Genomic DNA, 20,887 nt, shown 5'->3' on the forward strand with positions numbered 1-20,887 from the left:
CCTGCTCCAACCGACGCATTGACGAGGGCGGCCTCTCGGGTCCCACTGCCAATCGGTATTTGCCGGGAGCTGGAGTGCTCCCAGCAAGGGACCGGTCGACTAAATGCTTACCAGCACCCGTTCACGAACCTTGTATGCGGCATAAGGAGTCGAGCGGACCGTTACGAGCGAACCGTCTAGCTGCGGAACGATCTTGATCCGTAACCAAGAAAACTCCGTACTCATGGCTATGAGGTCGATCAGGTTGAGACGGTCACGACCGTCCTTGCCCAAGAGCCACGCAGCAAACTCGTCCGCAAAGACGACAAAGCTTATCGGATAATTGTTGTTCTGTATTGCGCGTAACGCTGCGGCAGCGCGTTATCGGCTTGGTCACCTATCCCGCCCAGCTCAAACATGTCACGGGTCAGATGACCATTGGCGATCATCAAATCGTAGATTTTGGTCGTCTCGCAGTATCGCTGGATCCATGTCTTCTTCATCAGGCTCATGGTCGTCGCGTAAGTCTTGGAGCCGAAAGCCGAGCAATTCGAGTTTGTCCATCGAAGGTCTCCTGTTGATGCACTGCCCTTTACCGAGAGCTTTTGGCATAGGGCAAAGATCAATTGGCATCAGCCGGGAAATCCAATTGGCCTAGTCAGAGGCACAAGCAGTCAGGTCAGCGCATTCGCCAAGCCTTGCGCCTAGAACGCAAAAACCCGCCCACCCTTGGGAACCAAGGCATATGAGAGGAGCGCGTTCATGTGCTACCTATATGCTACCTAGCCTCGGGCGCGCGATATTTGACGAACGCTTCTAAAACAAAAACCCCCGGTTTCACGAGGGTTTGGATGGTAGCGAAGCCCAGATTTGAACTGGGGACACACGGATTATGATTCCGCTGCTCTAACCAACTGAGCTACTCCGCCCCAAGGACCGTGATGGGCAAGCCATCATGTCGAACGCTCGGGGAGCGCGCCGACTTCTTAGATTTGTGCCCATCCCCTGTCAAGCACAAGCCTGTTCTGCATCAGTTCTCGAGACCGCGCCAATAATCGCGCACCAGCGCCAGGTCGGCCTCGAATTTGGCGCTTTCCAACTTGGCCATCTCGCGATCGGGAATGCGCAACAGGTACGAGGGGTGGTTGGTGACGAACAGCACGATGCCGTCCTCCAGGGTGATCGGGGCGCCGCGCAGCTTGGAAATGGTCGCAGTTTTTCCCAACAGGCTCTGCGCAGCCGTTGCCCCCAGCGCCACGATGACCTTGGGCTTGACGAATGCACGCTCCAGGTTAAGCCAGAACTTGCACGCCTGCACCTCCCCGGCGTCGGGGCGCTGATGAATGCGCTTTTTGCCGCGCGGCTCGAATTTGAAATGCTTGACCGCATTGGTGACATAGACCCTGCTGCGATCGATCCCGACCACCTCGATGGCCGCATCGAACACCTTGCCGGCCGGGCCGATAAACGGCTTGCCCGCCAGATCCTCCTGATCGCCCGGCTGCTCGCCCACAAACATGATGTCGGCATCGCCTGGTCCCTCGCCGAACACCGCCTGGGTGGCATGCTCATAGAGCGGGCAACGCTGGCAGCCCTGCACCGCAGCCCGTGCATCGGCAAGACTGACGATTTCGGTGGGTTCGGGCTGCTCGATGATGTGACGCTCCACCCGCTTGAGATGATGGGAAGGCGGCTGGCTGGCTGCGCGCTTGATCATGGCTTGCTCCGCTTGTTTGGCGCCCCGGATCAGGGGAGCAATGAGTTCGGCCTCCGGCAGGTTGCGCCAATATTTGACCGCCATCTCCGATTTCATCATCGCCACCTTTAGCCGCGCCGGATTGAAGATCGAGGCGAAGTAGGTTTTCCAGTCCCCTTCCACCGCGTCGTCCGAGGGAACATCGGCGCGCGTACCGCCCTCGCCGAAGGCCAGTGACTGGCCATCCCAATAAGCCGACCGGTACGGCGTGACGATTGCCCAGATCATCCCGGTAAACCGCCGTTCGAAAAACGGCGCCGTCATTTCAACCACATAATGATCGGGCTCGAACCAGGCCGCGAAGCGCTCCAGCCCCGTGTCGTCGACGATCGACTTGAAGCGGATAAAGGCCTTCATCTTGTGGCTTTCGCGGCGCACGGCACTGGCCATGCCGGCCAGCCGGACGACATCGGGATCGGAAGCGACCTCCAGAATGGCGCGGTCGGCCTGCAGCCGCCACAGCACGCGATAGAGCAGGCCGAACCGCTCGGGATCGCTGTGGCAGAGCACCTTGGGCGCCAGTTCTATGAAGGCGGGCGGCACGGCGCCCACGGGCCGAACGTCGCCGGCATGCGCGATGTCTGGCTCGCTTTGCTCGAACAATCCCGCCTCGGACTTCGGATCGCGCCAGACGACCTCGTCGGGAGCGACCCCGGCGCGCAACAATTCGCGCGCCTGGCCGCGCCATTCATCGAAATCGTTCAGCGATTGCAGCACCACTGTGTGCATCAGAACAAGCTCAGCTGTTCCGGTTGCGGCTCGAGCTTGGCGCGCAGCTGGTGATCATCGGTCAGCCCGCCCGGCGTCCAGTCCACGGTTTCAACGAACGGGCGAACCTTGTCGATCGCGCCGGCAATGCGCGCCAGATCGTCCAGGCGAAGGCTGTGATGCCGGCGCGTGGCGATGATGCGATCGACACTGCGGGTGCCCAGGCCCGGAACCCGCAGCAGCAGTTCCCTGTCGGCACGGTTGATGTTGACCGGAAACCTTTGCCGCTGCGTCAGCGCCCACGCCAGCTTGGGATCGATGGCGAGATCGAGCAGGCCATCGCTGCCCCCGGCAACGATCTCGGGCACTTCGAAGCCGTAAAAGCGGATCAGCCAGTCGGCCTGGTACAGACGGTGCTCGCGCATCAGCGGCGGTGCCTTGAGCGGCAGCCGGGCGCTGCTGTCGGGGATGGGGGAAAACGCCGAATAATAGACCCTGCGCAATTTATAGCCGGAATAGAGCCCGGAGGCCCGCGTCAGGATGGCATTGTCGTCGGCTGTGTCGGCCCCCACGATCATCTGCGTCGACTGGCCTGCCGGCGCGAACTTGGCCGGCTGCGCCTTGGCTTTCTTGTCGGGCGCGGCTTCCACCAGCTTGCCGCGAATATTGGCCATGGCAGTGCGGATTTCGCCGGGGCGTTTTTCCGGTGCAAAGGTTTGCAGCCCGACATCGGTAGGCATTTCGATATTGGTGGAGAGCCGGTCGGCCCAGCGCCCGGCTTCCGCCAAAATCTCGGGGGCGGAATTGGGAATGACCTTGAGATGGATATAGCCGCCAAAAGCATGGTCCTGGCGAAGGCTGCGCGCCACCCGCACCATTTCCTCCATCGTGTAATCGGGCGAGCGGATGATCCCCGAGGACAGGAACAACCCCTCGATATAATTGCGCTTGTAGAAATCCAACGTCAGCTGCACCACCTCCTCGACGCTGAACCGCGCCCGCTCGACATTGGAGGATGAGCGATTGACGCAATAAACGCAGTCATAGACGCAAAAATTGGTCAGAAGGATTTTGAGCAGCGAGATGCAGCGCCCGTCGGGCGCATAGGAATGGCAAATGCCGCTGCCTTCGGTCGAACCGATGCCCCCGCTCTTGCGGCTGTCGCGCTTTTCCGTGCCACTCGAAGCACAGGACGCGTCATATTTAGCCGCATCCGACAGCACGGCCAGTTTTCGGCGAAGGGTCAGGGCGGCCATCGAAGTTCCCGTTTCGTTCACAACAGCCATAGCGCGTCAGCGGTTGCATTGCATTGCAAAAAGACAGGTCGCGCTCGATTGTAAACAGACAGTCCAATCCAATGCTGCGTCATCCCCACGAACCGGGGACCTACCCTGGCCGAATTCCAAGACCGCAAGGATGGGTTCCCGCTTCCGCGGGAATGACGCCAAAATAAAAGTTGTCCGTTCAACAAGGCGCAACAGCCCGTCGTCATTAACCCGCTTCCGGACCCGACACCTATCCCCTACATCTTGGTCAACCACGCATCGCGCCATCAAGGAGACCCCAATGAGCCTTCAGCTTTCAGGCATCCACCACCTCACCGCCGTCACCGCCGAGGCCAAGCAGAACCTGGCCTTTTATACCCAGACGCTGGGCATGCGGCTGATCAAGAAGACGGTCAACCAGGACCAGACCACCGCCTATCACCTGTTCTACGGCGATGGCGTCGCCTCCCCCGGCGCCGACCTGACCTTCTTCGATTTCGAAGCCGGTCCTGAAAAGCGCGGCAATCACACCGTGTCGCGCACTGGCCTGCGCGTTGGGAGCGAAGAAACGCTTGCCTGGTGGAAAGATCACCTCCAGACGCACAATGTCGGCACGTCCGCCATCAAGGAGCGCGCCGGCCATCTGTCGCTGGATTTCGAGGATTTTGAAGGCCAACGCTTCCGTATGGTTACCGATAGCGCGAATACGGTCATCCCATGGGCCAAGTCACCGGTGCCGCCCGACCGGCAGATCATCGGCCTGGGGCCCATCACCCTGGCCGTGCCGCAACTCGAGCGCACCGAAGCCGTGCTCACCCAGGTGATGAATATGAGCAAGGTGCGCACCCACCCCGCCACCAGCACCGCCGGGGAAACCCACGTGTTCCAGATGGGCGAAGGCGGCCCTGCAGCCGAACTTCACGTTGTGGCCGACCCAACCCAGCCCGCCTCTCGTCCCGGCGCCGGTGGCGTGCATCATGTCGCTTTCCGCACGCCCGATCAGGACACGCTGCGCCAATGGATTGCCCGCGTCACTCAGGCCGGCATGCGCTCCAGCGGCGAAGTCGAGCGGTTCTACTTCACCTCGCTGTATTTCCGCGAGCCCAACGGCATCCTGTTTGAAATCGCCACCGACACCCCCGGCTTTGCCGCCGACGAGCCGATGGAAACGCTAGGCGAAAGCCTGGCCTTGCCGCCTTTTCTGGAAAGTCGCCGGGCGAGCATCGAAGCCAATTTGAAGCCGCTGGTTTAATCAAGGGTTGGCGAAACCATTCGAGGGGGGGACGGCACCGCCCCTCCACGCCTTTGCCACATTGCTGATGCCGGTAACTGCTGAGAACAGGAGGCGGACGGCATGATCCCAATGGCGGCACTCGTGGCCAACTACCTGCCTGGCGCCTTGGCGGCGCTGTGCCTCCTCGCCTTCATCCCCTGGATATTGGGCATTCCCGGCATCGGTGGCACGCCCTATTTTTACGGCTGGACACTGGGGCTCTACGCCATCGCGGTCTATCTCCTGGTCTTCCTGGTCCTGCTGGTCTGCCGGTTGCTCCTGGGCATCGGCTGGCTGCCGGGCCCGGCAGCCTGGATCGACTGGACCACCTGGATCGCGACGGCCGGCTTGCTGCTGGCGCAAGGAATAGCCTGGCTGCTGATCCTGCAACCGGCATGACGGCAACGCAGACCCGCCGAACATATCGTTAACTGCATAGCTCTTGACAAAATGCACTTAACGATATAGGCATGTTCTCGTCGAGGAAGGGGCAATGGAAACTTACGAGGTCGTCTTTTACCCCGATTTTGTCGAAGAATTCAGGGAATTGGACATAGCGGTAAAAGAGGCTTTGGGAGAAGTTTTTGATTTGCTTAGAGATGTGGGGCCAAAATTGGGCAGGCCCAATGTCAATACGCTCAAGAATTCCAGGCATGATAATATGAAAGAAATTCGTGTTGATGCGGGCGGCGGCTGCTGGCGAGTAGCATTTGCTTTTGATCCTGGTCGACAGGCCATCATCATCTGCGGCGGTGACAAGAGCGGCGTGGGCGAGCGCAGGTTTTATGACCGATTGATACACAATGCCGATAACCGTTTTGATCTTTGGCTTGCTGCAGGCTGAACGATCGCACTAGGCACGCAAACACGCACCAAAGGAGTTGGAATGGCAGGTTTGAAAGGAGCCGTCTCTTGGAAGGACATCAGGCACGAGCTTCCAGTTGACGTTCAGGACAGGCTCAATGAAAAGCGGACTTTGCGACTGGCGGGCGAGGCGATGGCGGAGTTGAGAAAGGAATCGGGTGTCACCCAAGCCGATTTGGCGGCCAAAGCGGCAATCCCCCAGAGCAACGTTTCTCGGACGGAAAATAGCGATGACATGCTTTTGTCGTCCGTAGCGCGCTACATGCGAGCTCTGGGTGGAACGACAGAACTTGTTCTGCGTAGCGCCAAAGGAACCGAAGTGCACATCGCAATCGACCCCGATGGCGCAATGATTACCAAGGGGACGCGCTAGATCCTGGTGCGCCCCTCCCCGCTAAACGTGATTAAGTTACGGTCCCGCTGGGGATCGGTCTCATCTACAAAGGCCGGCGCCTAGCGCCGTGAATTTGGATCGTCCGGATCGTCGGTCCCGCCGCCAACTCCTCCACCCATCCCACCGCCCATTCCACCCATCGCGCCGCCACCGCCGCCCGCTCCCTGCCCTTCGCTCTTTCCCTCGCCTTTGCCGCGCGCCGCGCTGCCCGAAGGCCGCGTCGGTCCCTGCATCGGAATGGCCAGGTCGGCCGGAATGGGATCGAGGTCGAGCGCGTCGCGGATATAAGTGCGCAGCGATACCACCAGTTCATGGGTATGCACCGCATGACCGGCGATCAATTCGCGCGCCGCCCGCACCGCCAGGCGAACGTGCTCTTCGGTTCCCAACAGGATGATATCGGATAGCGCCGCCTCGACGGCATCGCGGATACGGCGCCCTCGATCCGACTCCGATTGCCCCCCTGCCACAGTTGCCACAGCGCCGCCGTCCACCAAAGCAGGTTCGGCCGGGTGGCGCAAATCACGCAGATGCGTCGGATCGACGGTCAATGTGCCGGTGAACGAGCCGCCCAGAACCTTGTAGGCCGCCATCAGCGCCCGCAGCCGCTCGTTGATCTGCCGGTTCATCCGCTGCTGGCGCTGCTGGATGGTTTGCATGATCACCAGGCGCAGGCCGATGCCGATCAATGTGACAAGCGCCAGCCCGAGCAGCGTGGTCGCAAGGCTCGTCCATGAGCTGAAATCGATACCGCGCAATACGGCCTCCCAATTGGTTCGATATATCGCCAAACCCTAACACGGTCGGACCAAGTTCGTTCGCCTCCACCGCGAGACCGCCCGGCAAACGACAAGGCCGGGATTGCTCCCGGCCTTTCCAATATTCAGCGAGCTTTCCGGGACCTGGCCCGGCTCAAGGCTCTATTGTATGGCTGCATCGTCCTTGGTCGCTGCATCCGGCTCCAGCAGCGACGCCGTCTTCACCAGGCCCATGAACTCTGCGCGATAGCCGCCTTCGTCGCTGCCGCGTCCCGCTTGCGCCAGCGCCATGATATCGCCCCAGCCCATATCCCCGCCATAGATCGAGCCCTTGAGCTTTTGCCCGAAGGCCGCCACTGCGGCGCCAAACCGCATGTCGTCGCTGACCTGGCCAATATCGGCATGCACCATGTCCGGGGTCACCGCCTGCTCGATCAACTGGCTGACATCGCTGTCCGGCAGCTTGTAGCGCATCTTGAGAAAGGCGATCTCGCCGCCCGCTGTCGGGGTCGCATCGCCCCGCTCGCCATAGCGCAGCGGATCGACGCTGCCCGCCCCTGCGGGGGTGATTTCGTAGATCGCGGTGACGGTGTGCCCGGCCCCGATATCGCCGGCGTCCACCTGATCGTTGTTGAAATCCTCGCGGTTGAGCGCCCGCGTCTCATAGCCGATCAAGCGGTATTCGCTGACCATCGCCGGATTGAACTCTACCTGGACTTTGACGTCCTTGGCGATCATCTGCAGCGTCGAGCCGCCCTCTTCCACCAGCACCTTCTGTGCCTCGCGGAAGCTGTCGATATAGCTGGCATTGCCATTGCCGTTCTGCGCCAGCGCCTGCATCGTGGCATCATCCAGGTTGCCCCGGCCAAAGCCCAGTACCGACAGGGTCACCCCGCCCTCGCGTTTGGCCTTGATGAAGTTTTCCAAATCCTCGGGATCGTCGATCCCCACGTTGAAATCGCCATCGGTGGCCAGGATCACCCGATTGGTGCCATTGCTGATCCTGGCCTGTTCGGCCAATTGATACGCCAGCGCGATCCCCTCGGCCCCAGCGGTACTGCCCCCGGCCGCAAGGGCGTCCAGCGCCGCCAGGATCTTGGATTTGTCATCGGCCCGGGTTGGCTCCAGCACCACGCCGGCCGAGCCGGCATAGGCCACGATCGCGATACTGTCCTTTGCCGACAACTGGTCCACCAGCAGGGCAAAAGCCCGCTTCAGCAGCGGCAATTTGTTGGGCTCGTCCATCGAGCCCGACGTATCGATCAGGAACACCAGATTGCTCGGCGTGTCCGCGCTCGCGGGCGGCACATAGCCCTTGATGCCGATATGCAGCAATTGCGTCCTGGGGTTCCAGGGCGTCGGATAAACCGCCATGCTCGGCTTGAACGGCACCGCCGCGCTGTCGGCCGGCGCATAATCATAGGGGAAGTAGTTGATCAATTCCTCCAGCCGCACCGCATCGGGCTCGGGCACATAGCCATCGTCCAGCATCGAGCGGACATAGCTATAGCTGGCTGTATCTACATCCACGGAAAAGGTGGAAACCGGCTGGTCCGCCGCCACGGTCAACCGCGACTCCTCGAACGCGGTGAACGCATCGCCGCTCGGCTGGGTCGCGCTCGGCAGCGGGGACGGCGCCAGCATGGAGGCGAAACCGTCGGACCCCGCACCCGCCGCATTGCTCTGGCGCTCGAAATTCTGCGGTGCGGCAGGCGGCGGCGCCATGACGGTCCCGGCCAGCGGCGCTTGTGCCGGAGCAACGCTTTCGGCCTGGCCGGCAATCATGTCCTGCCCCAGCGGCTCGGCGCGAACGGCCTCGTCCTTGGCGGCCTCAGCTGGCGCCGCGACCGTCACGGCCGGTTTGGGTGCCGCAATGTCGTTCAAGGCCGCCGGCGCCTGCGTCCGCGCAACGCCATCCGCGGGAACGACCGCCTCGGCATCCGGCTCGGGCACCACGGTCGGGCTTTCGTTGAGCAGCGGTCGGTCAGCCGGGCTCATCGCCGTAGAATTGTAAAGCTGGTAGCCGAGCGGCAACAGCAATAGGGCGACCGCCGCGGTGCCGATGGGAAGACGCATGTCCATGATCCTGATCCCTTTCAAGGAACTGATGATGGAACTGAGACGGCTGGGCCGGCGAACTCCTTGGGTGGCGGTTGCACTTTTTTTCGCGGGCGCGGTCTTGGCGGCCTCGAATGCGACCATCGCGGCCGCAACCGCGCTCTGGCGCGCCGCTGTCGATGGCGGCGGTGCCTTGATCGTCTTCAACCCCGCCAACGGATCGTTCATGTCATCGCTCATAGCAAACCCCTCAGGGTCTTTTTCGCCTCGTGGATATGCCAGGAGACGGTGGCTTCCTTGCAACCCATGATCTGGCCTGCTGCCGCATGGCTCAGCTCTTCGGCATAAACCAGCAGCACCGCATCGCGCTGCTGCTCCGGCAGGCGCCGCACCGCGTCCCACAATTGCCCGCTGGTCGCCGCCTCTTCCTGTTCGGGCAGCGCCCGTTCGGGGCTGACCCGGGCCAGGGCATCGGTGTATTTCGTCCGCCGGCTGCGCGCCCTTTGCAGGTCGCGCACGCCATTGAGCGTGATCCGATACAGCCAGCTGGAGAACGCCGAGCGCCCGTCGAAACTTGCGATCGCCTGCCCCAGCTTGACGCAGACATCCTGGGCGACATCCTCGGCATCGCTGCGATTGCCGCTCCATTTGTAGGCCGTGCGATAGATCACGTCGTAATGAGCCTCGATCAGGGCGGCAAAGGCGTCGCTGTCGCCCTTTTGCGCACGCGCCACCAGGAGCCGCGCGGCATCCGCAGGCCCGGCGATCAGCGATGCGGCAGACAGTCCCATCACCTGGCCATACCCGCGCTCGCCTGTTCCCTGCGCCGTTATAATGCTAAGACGCCGCAGCCGACGCCTTCCTTGGGGTCAGCCCAAGGAAATATTGAGCGAGCCGCCCGATGAGCCCTTTCAAACTGAACAGCAGCCGCATCATCCTGCTGATTTTCATCATCCTGGGTATCGTCACCATTGGCGCGACGATCATCACCAATTTCGGCATGTGGGGCAATTACGACCGCATCGAAGCCGAACAAGGCATCGCCCCCGCCGACGCCATTCCCTTGCCCAAGCCCCTGCCGGGACAGGAGGCGCCGGCGCCTTAGGCCCCCTCACCCGCCCTTCGGGCACCCTCTCCCACGAGGGGAGAGGGGGACTCAGTGAGTGGCAGGAGTGGAGGTCCCCTTCTCCCCTCGTGGGACTTCGTCCCGACGGCCTTAGCTGGGAAATCGATCCAGTGGATCGATTTTAGGGTCGAAGGTGGCGCGCAGCGCCGGATGAGGGGGCCTACGCCACCAACACCTGCGGCACTGCCTCCGCGATGAACCCCCCACCCCACACCTGCGCGGTCGCGCTGTCATCGGCATAAAACACGCACGCCTGCCCCGGCGAAATGCCGTACTCACCCGATACCAGCGTCACGAACACATCCCCGTCCCGCTCCTGGATCACCGCCGGCTGCGGGCCGCGCGTCGAGCGCACCTTGACCTCGAGAGGGGCGCCATTGCCGCTCGACAACTGCGCCAGGGGCGTGCCGCCCAGCCAGTTCACGTCGCGCAATCGCACCGTATGGGTCTTGAGCGCCTCGCGCGGGCCTACGATGACCCGGCCGGTCCTGTGCTCCAGCTTGATCACATAAAGCGGTTCCGCCGCCGCCACGCCCAGGCCCTTGCGCTGCCCGATGGTGAAATTGACGATCCCGTCATGACTGCCGAGCACCCGTCCGTCCAGATGCACGATTTCCCCCGTTGCCACTGCCTCGGGATGCATCTTGCGGATGATGTCGACATATTTACCCTGCGGCACGAAGCAGATGTCTTGGGAATCGTGCTTTTCGGCGATTTCCAGCCCCATCTCGCGCGCCAGCGCCCGCACCTCGGCCTTGGCCATGCCGCCCAGGGGAAAGCGCAAATAGTCGAGCTGAGCCTGCGTAGTGGCGAACAGGAAATAGCTCTGGTCGCGCTCGGCATCGACCGGCCGCAGCAAGATCCGGCGCCCGTCCGCACCCGGCTGCGACTGCACATAATGGCCCGTCGCCAGGGCATCGGCACCCAGATCGTGCGCCACGCTCATCAGGTCGACGAACTTGACACTCTGGTTGCAGGCAATGCACGGCACCGGCGTTTCGCCCTGCTGATAGGCATTGGCGAAGGGCGCGATCACCGCCTTCTTGAAGCGCTCCTCGTAGTCGAGCACATAGTGGGGAATGCCCAGGCTGGCCGCCACTCGGCGCGCATCGTGGATATCCTGACCGGCGCAGCACGCCCCCTTGCGGAACGTGGCTTCGCCATGATCGTAAAGCTGCAGGGTCACCCCCACCACGTCATAGCCTTGCCGGGCGAGAAGCCCCGCGACGACCGAGGAATCCACGCCCCCCGACATCGCGACGACGACGCGCGTGTCTTGGGGGCGCTTGGCAATATCAAGCGAGTTCAACATATTCGTGGGTATCCGGTTGGGTTCAAGGGCCAGCGGATAGCTGTGCGGGCGCTTTTACGCGCTTTGCCCCGCCCCTGCAACCGCTCGAACGCACCGGCAGTTTTTGCCGCCACGCGGGCACTTGCTGCCTGCCGGAGCCGAAAGAGCCAAAGCTGAATTTCCGCCAACATATTGTTCTTGCTATTCTTCCCGACTTGGCAAGCCGCTTGCATTGACCAAGCCAGATCAGTTTCATGCAAGGGCCGCTCACGCCGTGGCAAGCCATATCACCGTCACCTCCGCCGCTCTTCCCGGCATTCCCGTCAAGGGCCTCAACGCGCAGCCCAATGCCGAGGCCGCGCCACGCGACGCCTTCGCGGCCCTGCTGGACCATGCCACCAATGCCGAACCGCCCGTCAGCAAGCCGTCACGCACCGGTGCCGCCGAGCCAGCCGATCTCGAGGCCGGTGCCGATACCGAGCAGCCGCCCGACCAGGCCCCCGACGCTGTCGCTGCGGCGATGCCGGCCACGCTGCCGATCCAGCCCTCGGCGACACCACCAGGCCAAGCCTTGCTGGCCGATACCATCGACGCCCTGGTCGCCCTGCGCGATGCCCTTCAGGCCGGCGAAACGCCCAAGGATCTCGACGCCGTGAACCAGGGCCTCGACGCCCTGGCCGACGCGCTGGGCATTTCGCTGGATCAACTGCCATCCCTGGATGAGCTCGCCGCCCTGGTGGCCCAGCCGGCCGCCGCTGGCGACACACCGCAGGCCAGCCTGACGGCGGCTCTTGCGCCCTTGGCCTATGACCTTTTGACCGACCCACCCACCGACGCCAACCAGGCCGACCAGCTCAAGACCATCGGCGACAAACTGGCCGCTCTGCTCAAGGGCCTCGACGACGGCGCCATCGATGCCGACAAGCTCGCCGCCCTGGGCCTGGCCGACGACAGCGTGCCCGACGCCGATCTGCAGGCGGCACTGGCCAAACTGGCCAAGCCCGCCGAAATCGCGCCCACGATTGCCCCGACCTTCACCGCGCCGACGCTCGAAACCTCCGAGCCCGCCTTGGCCGGCAAGGCTGCCGCAACCGACACTGTCGATGACACCCCGGCCCCGCAAGCCGCCGACCCCGTGGCCAAGACCGATACCGCCACCAAGGTCGATAGCGACCCCGGCGACAAGCCCGATCCGTCCAAGGACAAAGACGCCAAGCCCGCCGCTGCCCCAACTGTCGCCCAGCAACCTGCCGGTGCCGGCGCCGATCCGCAAGCCGCCGCGCTCCCCGCCAATCAAACCACCCGCATCGAGGCCGTGCCCGGTCCTCGTCCGGTGATCGCCGGCTACCAGACCAGCCAGCAGCAGCTCAACCTGCCCCAGATCGCGTTCGAGCTGGTCCGCCAGGTCAACGACGGCAATTCGCGCTTCCAGATGCGGCTCGATCCGCCCGAGCTCGGCAAGATCGACGTGCGCCTCGATATCGACAGGTCCGGCCAGGTCACGGCCCGCCTCACAGTCGAGAAAGCCGAAACGCTCGACCTGATGCAGCGCGACCAGCGCGGCCTGGAAAAAGCCCTGCAGCAGGCGGGGCTCGACAGCGCCAAGACCAATCTGGAATTTTCCCTCAAGCAGAATTCGTCCGGCCAGCAGGGCCAGGGCAATTCCAGCCGCCTGCCATTGTTCGATCAGGGCCAGCCCGAGATCGAGGACTTGCCGCCCCCCACGATCACCCTCTACCGCGCGAGCCTGTCGGCCAGCGGCGTCAACATCATCGCCTAGGAGTTCACCATGGCCGTCAATCCGCTCGCCGGCAGCAGTGGCGTCAACACATCGGTATCCTCGCTCGATACCACGCGCGCCGGCATCGCCGACAATTTCGATACCTTCCTCAACATCCTGACCACCCAGCTCAAGAACCAGAATCCGCTCGATCCCCTCGATACCAATCAGTTCACCCAGCAACTGGTGCAATTCACCGGTGTCGAGCAGCAGCTCAAGACCAATACCTTCCTTGAAGCGCTGATGCAGGCCAGCCAGAACTCGGGCAATGTCGATGCCGTTTCCTATATCGGCAAGGAAGTGACCGCCTCCGGCACCAAGGCCAACCTGTCCGATGGCGGCGCCTCCTGGGCCTACAATGCCGAAGCCGCCGTTTCCGACGCCAAGGTGACCATCAGCGACGACAAGGGCAATGTGATTTATGCCGAAACCGGCTCGCTGCAGAAGGGCCCGGGCAATTTCCTCTGGGACGGCTATGGCTCGGACGGCCAGCTCAAGCCCGATGGCGTCTATACCATCAAGATCGACGGCAAGAACCTTGCCGGCAAGAACGTGACCATCAACACGGCAACGGTCGGCGTCGTGTCCGCCGTGGACTTCTCCGGAGACGAGCCGGTCCTGACCGTGGGCGGCACCAAGATCAAGCTCTCCGACGTCACCAATGTGCGCATCCCGGCCGCAACCGCCCCCGAGACGGACGACGCCGCGGCCTGATCCGTTTCCATCGCGCCAAGCACCCGCGCAGGCCGCCCCGGCCTCGCGGTTTTGGCCCGCCTCATGCCCGCTCGGCGCTGCGCCATGCGTCCGTCTCACCGGCCGGCGACCATGCGTCCGGCTCACGGCGGCGGCACTGCCCCGTCCAGGCATTCACATTGGTTCAATTCTCACCAAACCCCTTGAATTCTGCGACTATTCTTAACCTGTTGTAAGTTTCCCCTTAGTCGAATTTTAAGGCCGGTGCCGTAGTCTTCAACCTATATGGTCAGGTTGAGTAGAGAGTAAAATGACCGTACAAATGCGACCTCGCGTTAAGTACGTTATCGGGCCGGACGGAAGTCCGCTCACGATTGCAGATCTGCCTCCGAAGAACACTCGGCGGTGGGTCATTCGACGAAAAGCCGAAGTCGTCGCTGCCGTGCGCGGCGGGCTGCTCAGTCTCGAAGAGGCCTGCGCCCGCTATACACTGAGCGTCGATGAATTCCTCAACTGGCAGGCTGCCATCGACAAGCACGGTCTTGCCGGTTTGCGCACCACCTGGATCCAGCATTACCGCGAGGGCTAGGCGCGCGCGCCACGCTCAGAAATTTCAAAACCCGCCCCGGGTTGCCAGGGCGGGTTTTGCTGTTTGGACGCAATCATGTGTTTGCGCCCCCACCCAAACAGGCTGTCGTATCTGGCGGGGCTCCTGCCAAAATGCCTCAGTCAACACCTCCCCCTTCCAGGGGGAGGATCAAGGTGGGGGTCTGCCATCCCCGATATCGCGGCTCCCACACCCCCCACCCAACCTCCCCCTCAAGGGGGAGAAGCCGCCCGGCGACCCCGGCGGGATTGTGCCAAGCCTTGCGCTTTGGCCCTAGCCTTCAAGGCGTCCCCGCCCCCATCCACGCCTGCCCGGCCGCCCGCGCCTTGAGCCGTCCGTAATACGCCTCGACCCCCCTCATCGCGGGTTTCTCGAACGGCGTCATCATCCAGCGATGCACCGATAGCCCGATGGCGATATCGGCGATGCTGAAGCTGGCGCCCGCCACATAGGGCGTTCCATCCGCCAATTGTGCCTCCAGTATCAGCATTACCCGGCTCCACCGCGCGATGGAATCGGCCAGTTTGTCCGCATCGTTGAAGCCCGGCGTCTTGCGCACCAGCGCGTTGAGCGCGTATCCCCAGGGGGGATTGAGCTCGGTCCCCTGCCAGATCAGCCATTGCAACGCCAACCCGCGCCCGGGCAAGTCCTGCGGCAGCAGCATCCCGGTTTTCTCGGCCAGGTAGATCAGGATCGCATTGCTTTCCCATAGCACCAAGTCCCCATCGATCAGCACCGGCACCTGCCCATTGGGGTTCAGCGCCAAAAACTCGGGCACTTTGGGATCGCGCATTGGCTGTCCCCAATCCTCGCGTTCATAGCCCAGTCCCAGCTCGTCTGCCGCCCACAACACCTTGCGCACATTGATCGAAGTCACCCGCCCCAGGATTTTCAGCGTCATTCGTTCATCCTTTGCTCACCTTGCCCGGCAGTTTGTGCCGGAATTTGCAAACTGCAACGCAGAATTAAGACAATGTTTACCATCCACTAGGTAATTTTTGCCTAACGGCCGCTTCGCGCATTTGCGCCAGGTGGTTCGTTCGAGATCGAGTACCGGCGTGGACAATATTACCCAGCTCATCAACCGCATAGGCCTGGCGCGCCTGGCCGCCATGGCCGTCGTCGCGGCGCTCATGCTGGGTTTCTTCGGCTTCCTGGTGATGCGCGCCTCGACCCCGACCTTGGCCCCGCTCTATACCGGCCTGTCGCTGGAGGATTCCTCGGCCATCGTCACCGAACTGCAAACCCTCAACGTTCCGTTCGAGCTGCGCGGGGAGGGCGACACCATCCTCGTGCCGCGCGACCAGATCACCACCCTGCGCATGAACCTGGCCGGCTCGGGCCTGCCCACCAAGGGCCAGGTCGGCTACGAGATTTTCGACCAGCAGGGCACGCTGGGCGCCACCTCGTTCGTGCAGAACATCAACAATGTGCGCGCGCTCGAGGGCGAGCTGGCCCGCACCATCGGCTCGCTTGCCCGCATCAAGAGCGCCCGCGTCCATCTGGTGCTGCCCGAGCGCGAGCTGTTTCGCCGCGAAACCAAGCAGCCCTCGGCCTCCATCGTCGTCGGCGTGCGCGGCGATCTCTCCGCCGGCGAAATCCGCGCCATCCAGCATCTGGTCGCCTCCGCCATCGAGGGCTTGAGCCCCAACCGCGTATCGATCGTCGATGATACCGGCTCCCTGCTCGCCTCGGGCACCGAGGATGGAGCGGAGGGTGCCATTGCCGGCGAGGCCGCCGAAAAGACGCTCAACTACGAAAACCTCGTGCGCACCCGCGTCGAGGACATGCTGGCCAATGTGGTCGGCGCCGGTCGCGCCCGCGTCGAGGTCACCGCCGAGGTCGATTTTAATCGCTCCACCACCACCTCCGAAACCTTCGATCCCGATGGCCAGGTCGTGCGCTCGACCCAGACCAGCGAAAACGAAAACCTCGCCAACGGCGCCAATGGGCAGGTCACCGTCGCCAACGAATTGCCCGGCGCCAGCCAGAACAATGGCGCCGCCGGCACCACCGAGCAGGGCAAGAGCTCCCAGGAAATCACCAATTACGAAATTTCCAAACGGACCGAGACCGCCGTCACCGAAGCCGGCGCCATCAAGCGCCTGTCGGTCGCCGTCGTGGTCGACGGCGTCTATGCCAATGACGCTTCGGGCAATCCGGTCTATACCCCGCGCACCGCCGATGAAATTGCTCAATTGCTGACCCTGGTCCGCTCGGCCGTCGGCTATTCGGAAGCGCGCGGCGACAGCGTCGAAGTGCTCAACCTGCAATTTGCCGACCGCCCCGACCTGGCCGTCCCCGGCACCGACGCCGCTTCGGGACTGTTCGACTTCACCCGCGACGACATCATGAACGGCGCGCAGATGGCGGTGACCCTGCTGATCGCCCTGGCGCTGGTGTTCTTCGTCATGCGGCCGCTGCTGAAAAAAGCCCTTGCCAACGAGACCCAGCCCTTGGCACTGCCACCCGCGGCCGAACTGGGCCATCGCGGCATGGTCGGGGCCGGCGGCCAGATCGTGCCCGCCGAGGAACCCGCCCCGCGCGACAAGACGCCCTCCTGGGTCGCCAATGCCAAATCCATGGGCGAAAGCCAGCTCAATACCCTCAAGACCGTCGGCACCCTGGTCGAGGAAAACCCCAAGCAGGCCGCGCTGATCGTGCGCGACTGGCTCTCTAGCGCGGCATAATCATGGCACTGGTTTCCCAATCCGGCGACAATTCCGACCCGACCCGCGCAGGCGGCCAGCTCGTCCTTGGAGGCGATGCCAGCCAGCGCGTGCTCAAGGGCGACGAAAAGGCCGCCGCCCTGCTGCTCGCCCTCGGGCCAGACTACGGCAAGCCTATCTTTTCCGAGCTGGACGAGCTCGAAATCAAGGCATTGTCGCGCGCCATGGTCCGTCTTGGCCCGATTACCCAGGACATGCTGGATGATCTGATGATCGAGTTCGTCACCACCGTCTCCTCCAACGGCTCGCTGTCGGGCAATTCGGACACCACCGAGCGCCTGCTGCTGAGCTTTCTGCCCTCCGATCGCGTGGACTCGATCATGGAGGAAATCCGCGGGCCCGCCGGTCGCAACATGTGGGAAAAGCTCTCCAACGTGCAGGAAGACGTGCTCGCCGCCTACCTCAAGAACGAATACCCCCAGACCATTGCCGTGGTCCTGTCCAAGATCGCCACCGATCACGCCAGCAAGGTGCTCGCCGTCCTGCCCGAGGAATTGGCCATGGACGTGGTCCAGCGCATGCTGGGGCTCGATCCGGTGCAAAAGGAAATTCTCGAAAAGATCGAGACCACTCTGCGCACCGAATTCATGTCGACGCTCAGCCACACCAAGCGCCGCGACAGCCACGAACAGATGGCCGAAATCTTCAATTCCTTCGATCGCCAGACCGAAGCGCGCTTCATCACGACGCTCGAGGAAAACAACCGCGAGGATGCCGAGCGCATCAAGGCTTTGATGTTCACCTTCGAGGACCTGGCGCGCCTCGAGGCCTCCGCCATCCAGACGCTGCTGTCCAGGATGGACAAGAAGGAGCTGGCCTTGGCCCTCAAGGGCGCCAACGATCCGATCAAGGAATTCTTCTTCACCAATATGTCGGCCCGCTCGGCCAAGCTGCTCAAGGACGACATGGAATCCATGGGCCCCGTCCGCCTCAAGGATGTCGACGAGGCCCAGGGGCGGCTCGTCTCCACCGCCAAGGACCTGGCGGCCAAGGGCGAGATCATCATCATGAAAACCAAATCCGACGACCAGATGGTGGCTTAAGGACATGGCAAGCCCCGCCCGCTTCACCTTCGACCTTGATCTGGGCAGCCGCCCCACGGCGGCGCCGCGCCCCAGCGTGCCCGAAGATCTGGTGGCCCAGCTCGTGGCCCAGGCCCGCAGCGACGGCTATGCCGAAGGCATTGCCGCCGGCGAGCGCAACGCCACCGCCCACGCCGCCCAGACCATGGCCACCGCCGCCGCGGCCCTGGCTGCCCGCACCGCCGAAATGGCCGCTTCGCTCGATGACGCCAACGCCGCCCATCTGCGCGAGGCAGTGGATCTGGCCGCCAGCATCGGCCGCAAGCTGGCCGTGCACCTGCTCGCCCGCCAGCCTACCGCCGAGCTTGATGCCCTGATCGCCGAATGCATGGCCAGCCTCGGCACCGTGCCGCACCTGGTCATTCGCTGCCATCCCGATATCGCCGACGCCATGCGCGATATCGCCACCGGTCATATGGCGACCACCGGCTTTGCCGGCCGCCTGATCGTTCTGGGCGATCCCGACCAGCGCCTGGGCGACGGCCGGCTCGAATGGGTGGATGGCGGCCTCGCACGCGACATCAACGCGATCTCCAAGCAGATCGACACCAGGATTTCCGCTTATCTGGCGGCACACAGCGGCCCAGGCCAGGAGGATACCCACCCATGAGCGCAGGCATTTCCGACGACGTCACCACTGCCGAGCCAATGAGCTTTGAGGCGATGAACGCACCCGCCGCCCCCGGCGAGCACGAGGGCTATGCCGAACGCACCGCTGCCGAACTGGAAGCGGTCTTTGATGTTCCCGTGCGCATCTCGGTCGTGCTCGGCCGCACCAAGATGCCTGTGAGCCAATTGCTGCGCCTCGATACCGGCACCGTCATCGAGCTGGACCGCCAGGTCGGCGAAGCCGTCGAGATCTTCATCAATGACCGCCTGGTCGCGCGCGGTGAGATCGTCCTGGTCGAAAGCCGGCTGGGCGTCACCATGACCGAAATCATCAAGCCGCAATAAGGGAGCTTTTCATGAGACTGCTGATCGTCGGAGCCCTCGAAGGCCAGTTGAGCACCGCCACCAAGATGGCCATGACCGGCGGCGCCAAGGTCGCCCATGCCCCCTCCATCGAGATCGCCCTGGCCTCCCTGCGCGCCGGTCGCGGCGCCGACCTCTTGCTGGTCGATGTGATGATGGACATCGCCGGCCTGATCGCGGGCCTTGAAGCCGAGCGCATCTCCATTCCCGTCGTCGCCTGCGGCGTCGAAACCAATGCCGCCGCCGCCGTCAACGCCATCCGCGCCGGCGCCAAGGAATACATTCCTCTGCCCCCCGATGCCGAGCTGATCGCTGCCGTCATCGCCGCCGTGGCGCGCGACAGCACCGATTTCCTGTTCCGCGACCCGGCCATGGAGCGCCTGGTGCGCATGGCCGACCAGATCGCCGGCTCCGATGCCTCGATCCTGATCACCGGCGAATCGGGCACCGGCAAGGAAGTCATCGCCAAATACGTCCACGCCCGCTCCAAGCGCGCCAGCATGCCGTTCATCTCCATCAACTGCGCCGCCATTCCCGAGGCGTTGCTGGAAAGCGAGCTGTTCGGCCACGAAAAGGGCGCCTTCACCGGCGCCATCGCCCGCCGTATCGGCAAGTTCGAGGAAGCCAATGGCGGCACGCTCCTGCTCGACGAAATCTCCGAAATGGATTTCCGCCTCCAGGCCAAGCTCCTGCGCGCCATCCAGGAGCGGCTGATCGACCGTGTCGGCGGAGCCAAGCCCGTCCCCGTCGATATCCGCATCCTCGCCACCTCCAACCGCAACCTCAACGACGCGGTGCGCGCCGGCGCCTTCCGCGAAGACCTGCTGTTCCGCCTCAACGTCGTCAACCTCAAGCTGCCCGCCCTGCGCGATCGCCCCGGTGATATCGCCGCGCTGTCGGAACACTTCGTCGCCAAATATTCCAAGGCCAACGGCCTGCCGCCCCGCACCCTCTCCGCCGCCGCCCGCGACGCGCTCCTGCATGCCCCCTGGCCGGGCAATGTGCGCGAGCTGGAAAACACGCTGCACCGCGCGGTGCTCCTCTCCTCGGGCGACACCATCGGCCCCGACGCCATCCTGATGCCCGATGGCACCGGCCTGACCGACGCCGTCCAGGCCCATTCGCTGTCTGCTCAGCTGGCGCAAACCGCCCAGACCATGTCCCAGGCCCTGGTCGGCCGCACCGTCGCCGACGTCGAACGCGACCTGATCCTCGACACGCTTGACCACACCCTGGGCAACCGCACCCATGCCGCCACGATCCTGGGCATCTCCATCCGCACCCTGCGCAACAAGCTCAACCAATATTCCGACGAAGGCACCGTCGTGCCCGGCCCCGGCGAACAGCGGGTCGCGTAGTGGCTTTCGGTTCTGCTGCACGGGCCTCAGTTCTTTCCTCACCTCGCCCCTCCGGGGAGAGGTCGGCGCGTCAGCGCCGGGTGAGGGGTGCAATGCTGCAGCATGAACGATATCCCGGCATCGCACCCCTCACCCTAGCTCTGCCAGGTCGCTTCGCTCCCGGCGCCGCTACCCTCTCCCCTGAGGGGCGAGGG

At 63.4% G+C, this 20,887-nt stretch carries 21 protein-coding genes and 1 tRNA gene; 13 read left to right on the forward strand and 9 right to left on the reverse strand.

The window, feature by feature from the left end:
• Positions 1–311: 311 nt before the first annotated feature.
• The 4 genes from ACFE8X_RS10505 to ACFE8X_RS10520 form a co-directional block, all read right to left on the reverse strand.
• Positions 312–491, reverse strand: a complete 180-nt coding sequence (locus ACFE8X_RS10505) for a hypothetical protein (protein ID WP_375451412.1) — start codon at positions 489–491, stop codon at positions 312–314.
• 340 nt (positions 492–831) lie between these two features.
• Positions 832–908: transfer RNA gene (locus tag ACFE8X_RS10510), tRNA-Met, on the reverse strand.
• Positions 909–1,009: 101 nt separating this feature from the next.
• Positions 1,010–2,464: a UdgX family uracil-DNA binding protein gene (locus ACFE8X_RS10515; RefSeq protein WP_375451413.1), complete on the reverse strand. Its 1,455-nt coding sequence runs from the start codon at positions 2,462–2,464 to the stop codon at positions 1,010–1,012.
• Complete coding sequence (locus tag ACFE8X_RS10520; protein WP_375451414.1) at positions 2,464–3,699, reverse strand: putative DNA modification/repair radical SAM protein; 1,236 nt, start codon at positions 3,697–3,699, stop codon at positions 2,464–2,466. The genes ACFE8X_RS10515 and ACFE8X_RS10520 overlap by 1 nt, the downstream gene beginning before the upstream one ends.
• Before the next feature lie 310 nt (positions 3,700–4,009).
• Here ACFE8X_RS10520 and ACFE8X_RS10525 point away from each other — a divergent pair, with 310 nt between their 5' ends.
• The 4 genes from ACFE8X_RS10525 to ACFE8X_RS10540 all read left to right on the forward strand — a co-directional run bounded on the left by ACFE8X_RS10525 (position 4,010) and on the right by ACFE8X_RS10540 (position 6,218).
• A complete protein-coding gene (locus tag ACFE8X_RS10525) occupies positions 4,010–4,960 on the forward strand; it encodes a ring-cleaving dioxygenase (RefSeq protein ID WP_375451415.1) in 951 nt (316 codons plus the stop codon).
• Positions 4,961–5,062: 102 nt separating this feature from the next.
• On the forward strand, positions 5,063–5,380 hold the full coding sequence (locus tag ACFE8X_RS10530) for a hypothetical protein (RefSeq protein ID WP_375451416.1): 318 nt from the start codon (positions 5,063–5,065) through the stop codon (positions 5,378–5,380).
• 94 nt (positions 5,381–5,474) lie between these two features.
• Complete coding sequence (locus ACFE8X_RS10535) at positions 5,475–5,825, forward strand: type II toxin-antitoxin system RelE/ParE family toxin (protein WP_375451417.1); 351 nt, start codon at positions 5,475–5,477, stop codon at positions 5,823–5,825.
• A 42-nt stretch (positions 5,826–5,867) separates the two neighbouring features.
• Complete coding sequence (locus tag ACFE8X_RS10540) at positions 5,868–6,218, forward strand: helix-turn-helix domain-containing protein (protein ID WP_375451418.1); 351 nt, start codon at positions 5,868–5,870, stop codon at positions 6,216–6,218.
• A gap of 80 nt (positions 6,219–6,298) precedes the next feature.
• Here the strand turns inward: ACFE8X_RS10540 and ACFE8X_RS10545 are convergent, their stop codons facing one another.
• The 3 genes from ACFE8X_RS10545 to ACFE8X_RS10555 form a co-directional block, all read right to left on the reverse strand.
• Positions 6,299–6,997 (reverse strand): hypothetical protein, encoded by a 699-nt coding sequence (locus tag ACFE8X_RS10545; protein ID WP_375451419.1) that lies wholly within the window; start codon positions 6,995–6,997, stop codon positions 6,299–6,301.
• A 162-nt stretch (positions 6,998–7,159) separates the two neighbouring features.
• A complete protein-coding gene (locus ACFE8X_RS10550) occupies positions 7,160–9,079 on the reverse strand; it encodes a von Willebrand factor type A domain-containing protein (protein WP_375451420.1) in 1,920 nt (639 codons plus the stop codon).
• Positions 9,080–9,291: 212 nt separating this feature from the next.
• Positions 9,292–9,846 carry an RNA polymerase sigma factor gene (locus ACFE8X_RS10555; RefSeq protein WP_375451421.1) on the reverse strand — a complete coding sequence of 185 codons (555 nt, stop codon included), beginning with the start codon at positions 9,844–9,846 and terminating at the stop codon, positions 9,292–9,294.
• Positions 9,847–9,956: 110 nt separating this feature from the next.
• On the opposite strand from ACFE8X_RS10555, the gene ACFE8X_RS10560 reads away from it, so the two are divergent.
• Positions 9,957–10,160, forward strand: a complete 204-nt coding sequence (locus ACFE8X_RS10560) for a hypothetical protein (RefSeq protein WP_375451422.1) — start codon at positions 9,957–9,959, stop codon at positions 10,158–10,160.
• Between the two features lie 181 nt (positions 10,161–10,341).
• Here ACFE8X_RS10560 and mnmA read toward each other — a convergent pair whose 3' ends face one another.
• The gene (mnmA, locus tag ACFE8X_RS10565; RefSeq protein ID WP_375451423.1) at positions 10,342–11,493 is read right to left on the reverse strand and encodes a tRNA 2-thiouridine(34) synthase MnmA; all 1,152 of its coding nucleotides are present in this window, start codon (positions 11,491–11,493) and stop codon (positions 10,342–10,344) included.
• A 253-nt stretch (positions 11,494–11,746) separates the two neighbouring features.
• Between mnmA and ACFE8X_RS10570 the strand changes: the two genes are divergently transcribed.
• The 3 genes from ACFE8X_RS10570 (at position 11,747) to ACFE8X_RS10580 (ending at position 14,534) form a co-directional block, all read left to right on the forward strand.
• A complete protein-coding gene (locus tag ACFE8X_RS10570; protein WP_375451424.1) occupies positions 11,747–13,252 on the forward strand; it encodes a flagellar hook-length control protein FliK in 1,506 nt (501 codons plus the stop codon).
• Between the two features lie 9 nt (positions 13,253–13,261).
• On the forward strand, positions 13,262–13,966 hold the full coding sequence (locus ACFE8X_RS10575) for a flagellar hook assembly protein FlgD (RefSeq protein ID WP_375451425.1): 705 nt from the start codon (positions 13,262–13,264) through the stop codon (positions 13,964–13,966).
• Positions 13,967–14,255: 289 nt separating this feature from the next.
• Complete coding sequence (locus tag ACFE8X_RS10580; RefSeq protein ID WP_192658665.1) at positions 14,256–14,534, forward strand: DUF1153 domain-containing protein; 279 nt, start codon at positions 14,256–14,258, stop codon at positions 14,532–14,534.
• Positions 14,535–14,832: 298 nt separating this feature from the next.
• Here the strand turns inward: ACFE8X_RS10580 and ACFE8X_RS10585 are convergent, their stop codons facing one another.
• The gene (locus tag ACFE8X_RS10585) at positions 14,833–15,453 is read right to left on the reverse strand and encodes a glutathione S-transferase family protein (protein ID WP_375451426.1); all 621 of its coding nucleotides are present in this window, start codon (positions 15,451–15,453) and stop codon (positions 14,833–14,835) included.
• A 157-nt stretch (positions 15,454–15,610) separates the two neighbouring features.
• Between ACFE8X_RS10585 and fliF the strand changes: the two genes are divergently transcribed.
• The 5 genes from fliF to ACFE8X_RS10610 are packed head-to-tail and all read left to right on the forward strand — an operon-like array spanning position 15,611 to position 20,693.
• Positions 15,611–17,242: a flagellar basal-body MS-ring/collar protein FliF gene (gene fliF, locus ACFE8X_RS10590; protein ID WP_375451427.1), complete on the forward strand. Its 1,632-nt coding sequence runs from the start codon at positions 15,611–15,613 to the stop codon at positions 17,240–17,242.
• Between the two features lie 2 nt (positions 17,243–17,244).
• Complete coding sequence (gene fliG / locus ACFE8X_RS10595) at positions 17,245–18,324, forward strand: flagellar motor switch protein FliG (RefSeq protein ID WP_375451428.1); 1,080 nt, start codon at positions 17,245–17,247, stop codon at positions 18,322–18,324.
• Between the two features lie 4 nt (positions 18,325–18,328).
• A complete protein-coding gene (locus tag ACFE8X_RS10600) occupies positions 18,329–18,973 on the forward strand; it encodes a hypothetical protein (RefSeq protein WP_375451429.1) in 645 nt (214 codons plus the stop codon).
• A 38-nt stretch (positions 18,974–19,011) separates the two neighbouring features.
• Entirely contained in the window at positions 19,012–19,317 is a 306-nt protein-coding gene (fliN, locus tag ACFE8X_RS10605; RefSeq protein ID WP_375451451.1) for a flagellar motor switch protein FliN, read from the forward strand.
• An 11-nt stretch (positions 19,318–19,328) separates the two neighbouring features.
• On the forward strand, positions 19,329–20,693 hold the full coding sequence (locus ACFE8X_RS10610) for a sigma-54 interaction domain-containing protein (protein ID WP_375451430.1): 1,365 nt from the start codon (positions 19,329–19,331) through the stop codon (positions 20,691–20,693).
• Positions 20,694–20,887: the final 194 nt, after the last annotated feature.

Origin of the sequence: uncultured Devosia sp., from assembly GCF_964244875.1 — a bacterium.
Lineage (GTDB): Bacteria > Pseudomonadota > Alphaproteobacteria > Rhizobiales > Devosiaceae > Devosia.

Coding starts and splice junctions, on each gene's coding strand:
- ACFE8X_RS10505 (WP_375451412.1), bottom strand. CDS start 491: ATGAGCCTGATGAAGAAGACATGGATCCAGCGATACTGCGAGACGACC.
- ACFE8X_RS10515 (WP_375451413.1), bottom strand. CDS start 2,464: ATGCACACAGTGGTGCTGCAATCGCTGAACGATTTCGATGAATGGCGC.
- ACFE8X_RS10520 (WP_375451414.1), bottom strand. CDS start 3,699: ATGGCCGCCCTGACCCTTCGCCGAAAACTGGCCGTGCTGTCGGATGCG.
- ACFE8X_RS10525 (WP_375451415.1), top strand. CDS start 4,010: ATGAGCCTTCAGCTTTCAGGCATCCACCACCTCACCGCCGTCACCGCC.
- ACFE8X_RS10530 (WP_375451416.1), top strand. CDS start 5,063: ATGATCCCAATGGCGGCACTCGTGGCCAACTACCTGCCTGGCGCCTTG.
- ACFE8X_RS10535 (WP_375451417.1), top strand. CDS start 5,475: ATGGAAACTTACGAGGTCGTCTTTTACCCCGATTTTGTCGAAGAATTC.
- ACFE8X_RS10540 (WP_375451418.1), top strand. CDS start 5,868: ATGGCAGGTTTGAAAGGAGCCGTCTCTTGGAAGGACATCAGGCACGAG.
- ACFE8X_RS10550 (WP_375451420.1), bottom strand. CDS start 9,079: ATGGACATGCGTCTTCCCATCGGCACCGCGGCGGTCGCCCTATTGCTG.
- ACFE8X_RS10555 (WP_375451421.1), bottom strand. CDS start 9,846: ATGGGACTGTCTGCCGCATCGCTGATCGCCGGGCCTGCGGATGCCGCG.
- ACFE8X_RS10560 (WP_375451422.1), top strand. CDS start 9,957: ATGAGCCCTTTCAAACTGAACAGCAGCCGCATCATCCTGCTGATTTTC.
- mnmA (WP_375451423.1), bottom strand. CDS start 11,493: ATGTTGAACTCGCTTGATATTGCCAAGCGCCCCCAAGACACGCGCGTC.
- ACFE8X_RS10575 (WP_375451425.1), top strand. CDS start 13,262: ATGGCCGTCAATCCGCTCGCCGGCAGCAGTGGCGTCAACACATCGGTA.
- ACFE8X_RS10580 (WP_192658665.1), top strand. CDS start 14,256: ATGACCGTACAAATGCGACCTCGCGTTAAGTACGTTATCGGGCCGGAC.
- ACFE8X_RS10585 (WP_375451426.1), bottom strand. CDS start 15,453: ATGACGCTGAAAATCCTGGGGCGGGTGACTTCGATCAATGTGCGCAAG.
- fliG (WP_375451428.1), top strand. CDS start 17,245: ATGGCACTGGTTTCCCAATCCGGCGACAATTCCGACCCGACCCGCGCA.
- ACFE8X_RS10600 (WP_375451429.1), top strand. CDS start 18,329: ATGGCAAGCCCCGCCCGCTTCACCTTCGACCTTGATCTGGGCAGCCGC.
- fliN (WP_375451451.1), top strand. CDS start 19,012: ATGAGCTTTGAGGCGATGAACGCACCCGCCGCCCCCGGCGAGCACGAG.
- ACFE8X_RS10610 (WP_375451430.1), top strand. CDS start 19,329: ATGAGACTGCTGATCGTCGGAGCCCTCGAAGGCCAGTTGAGCACCGCC.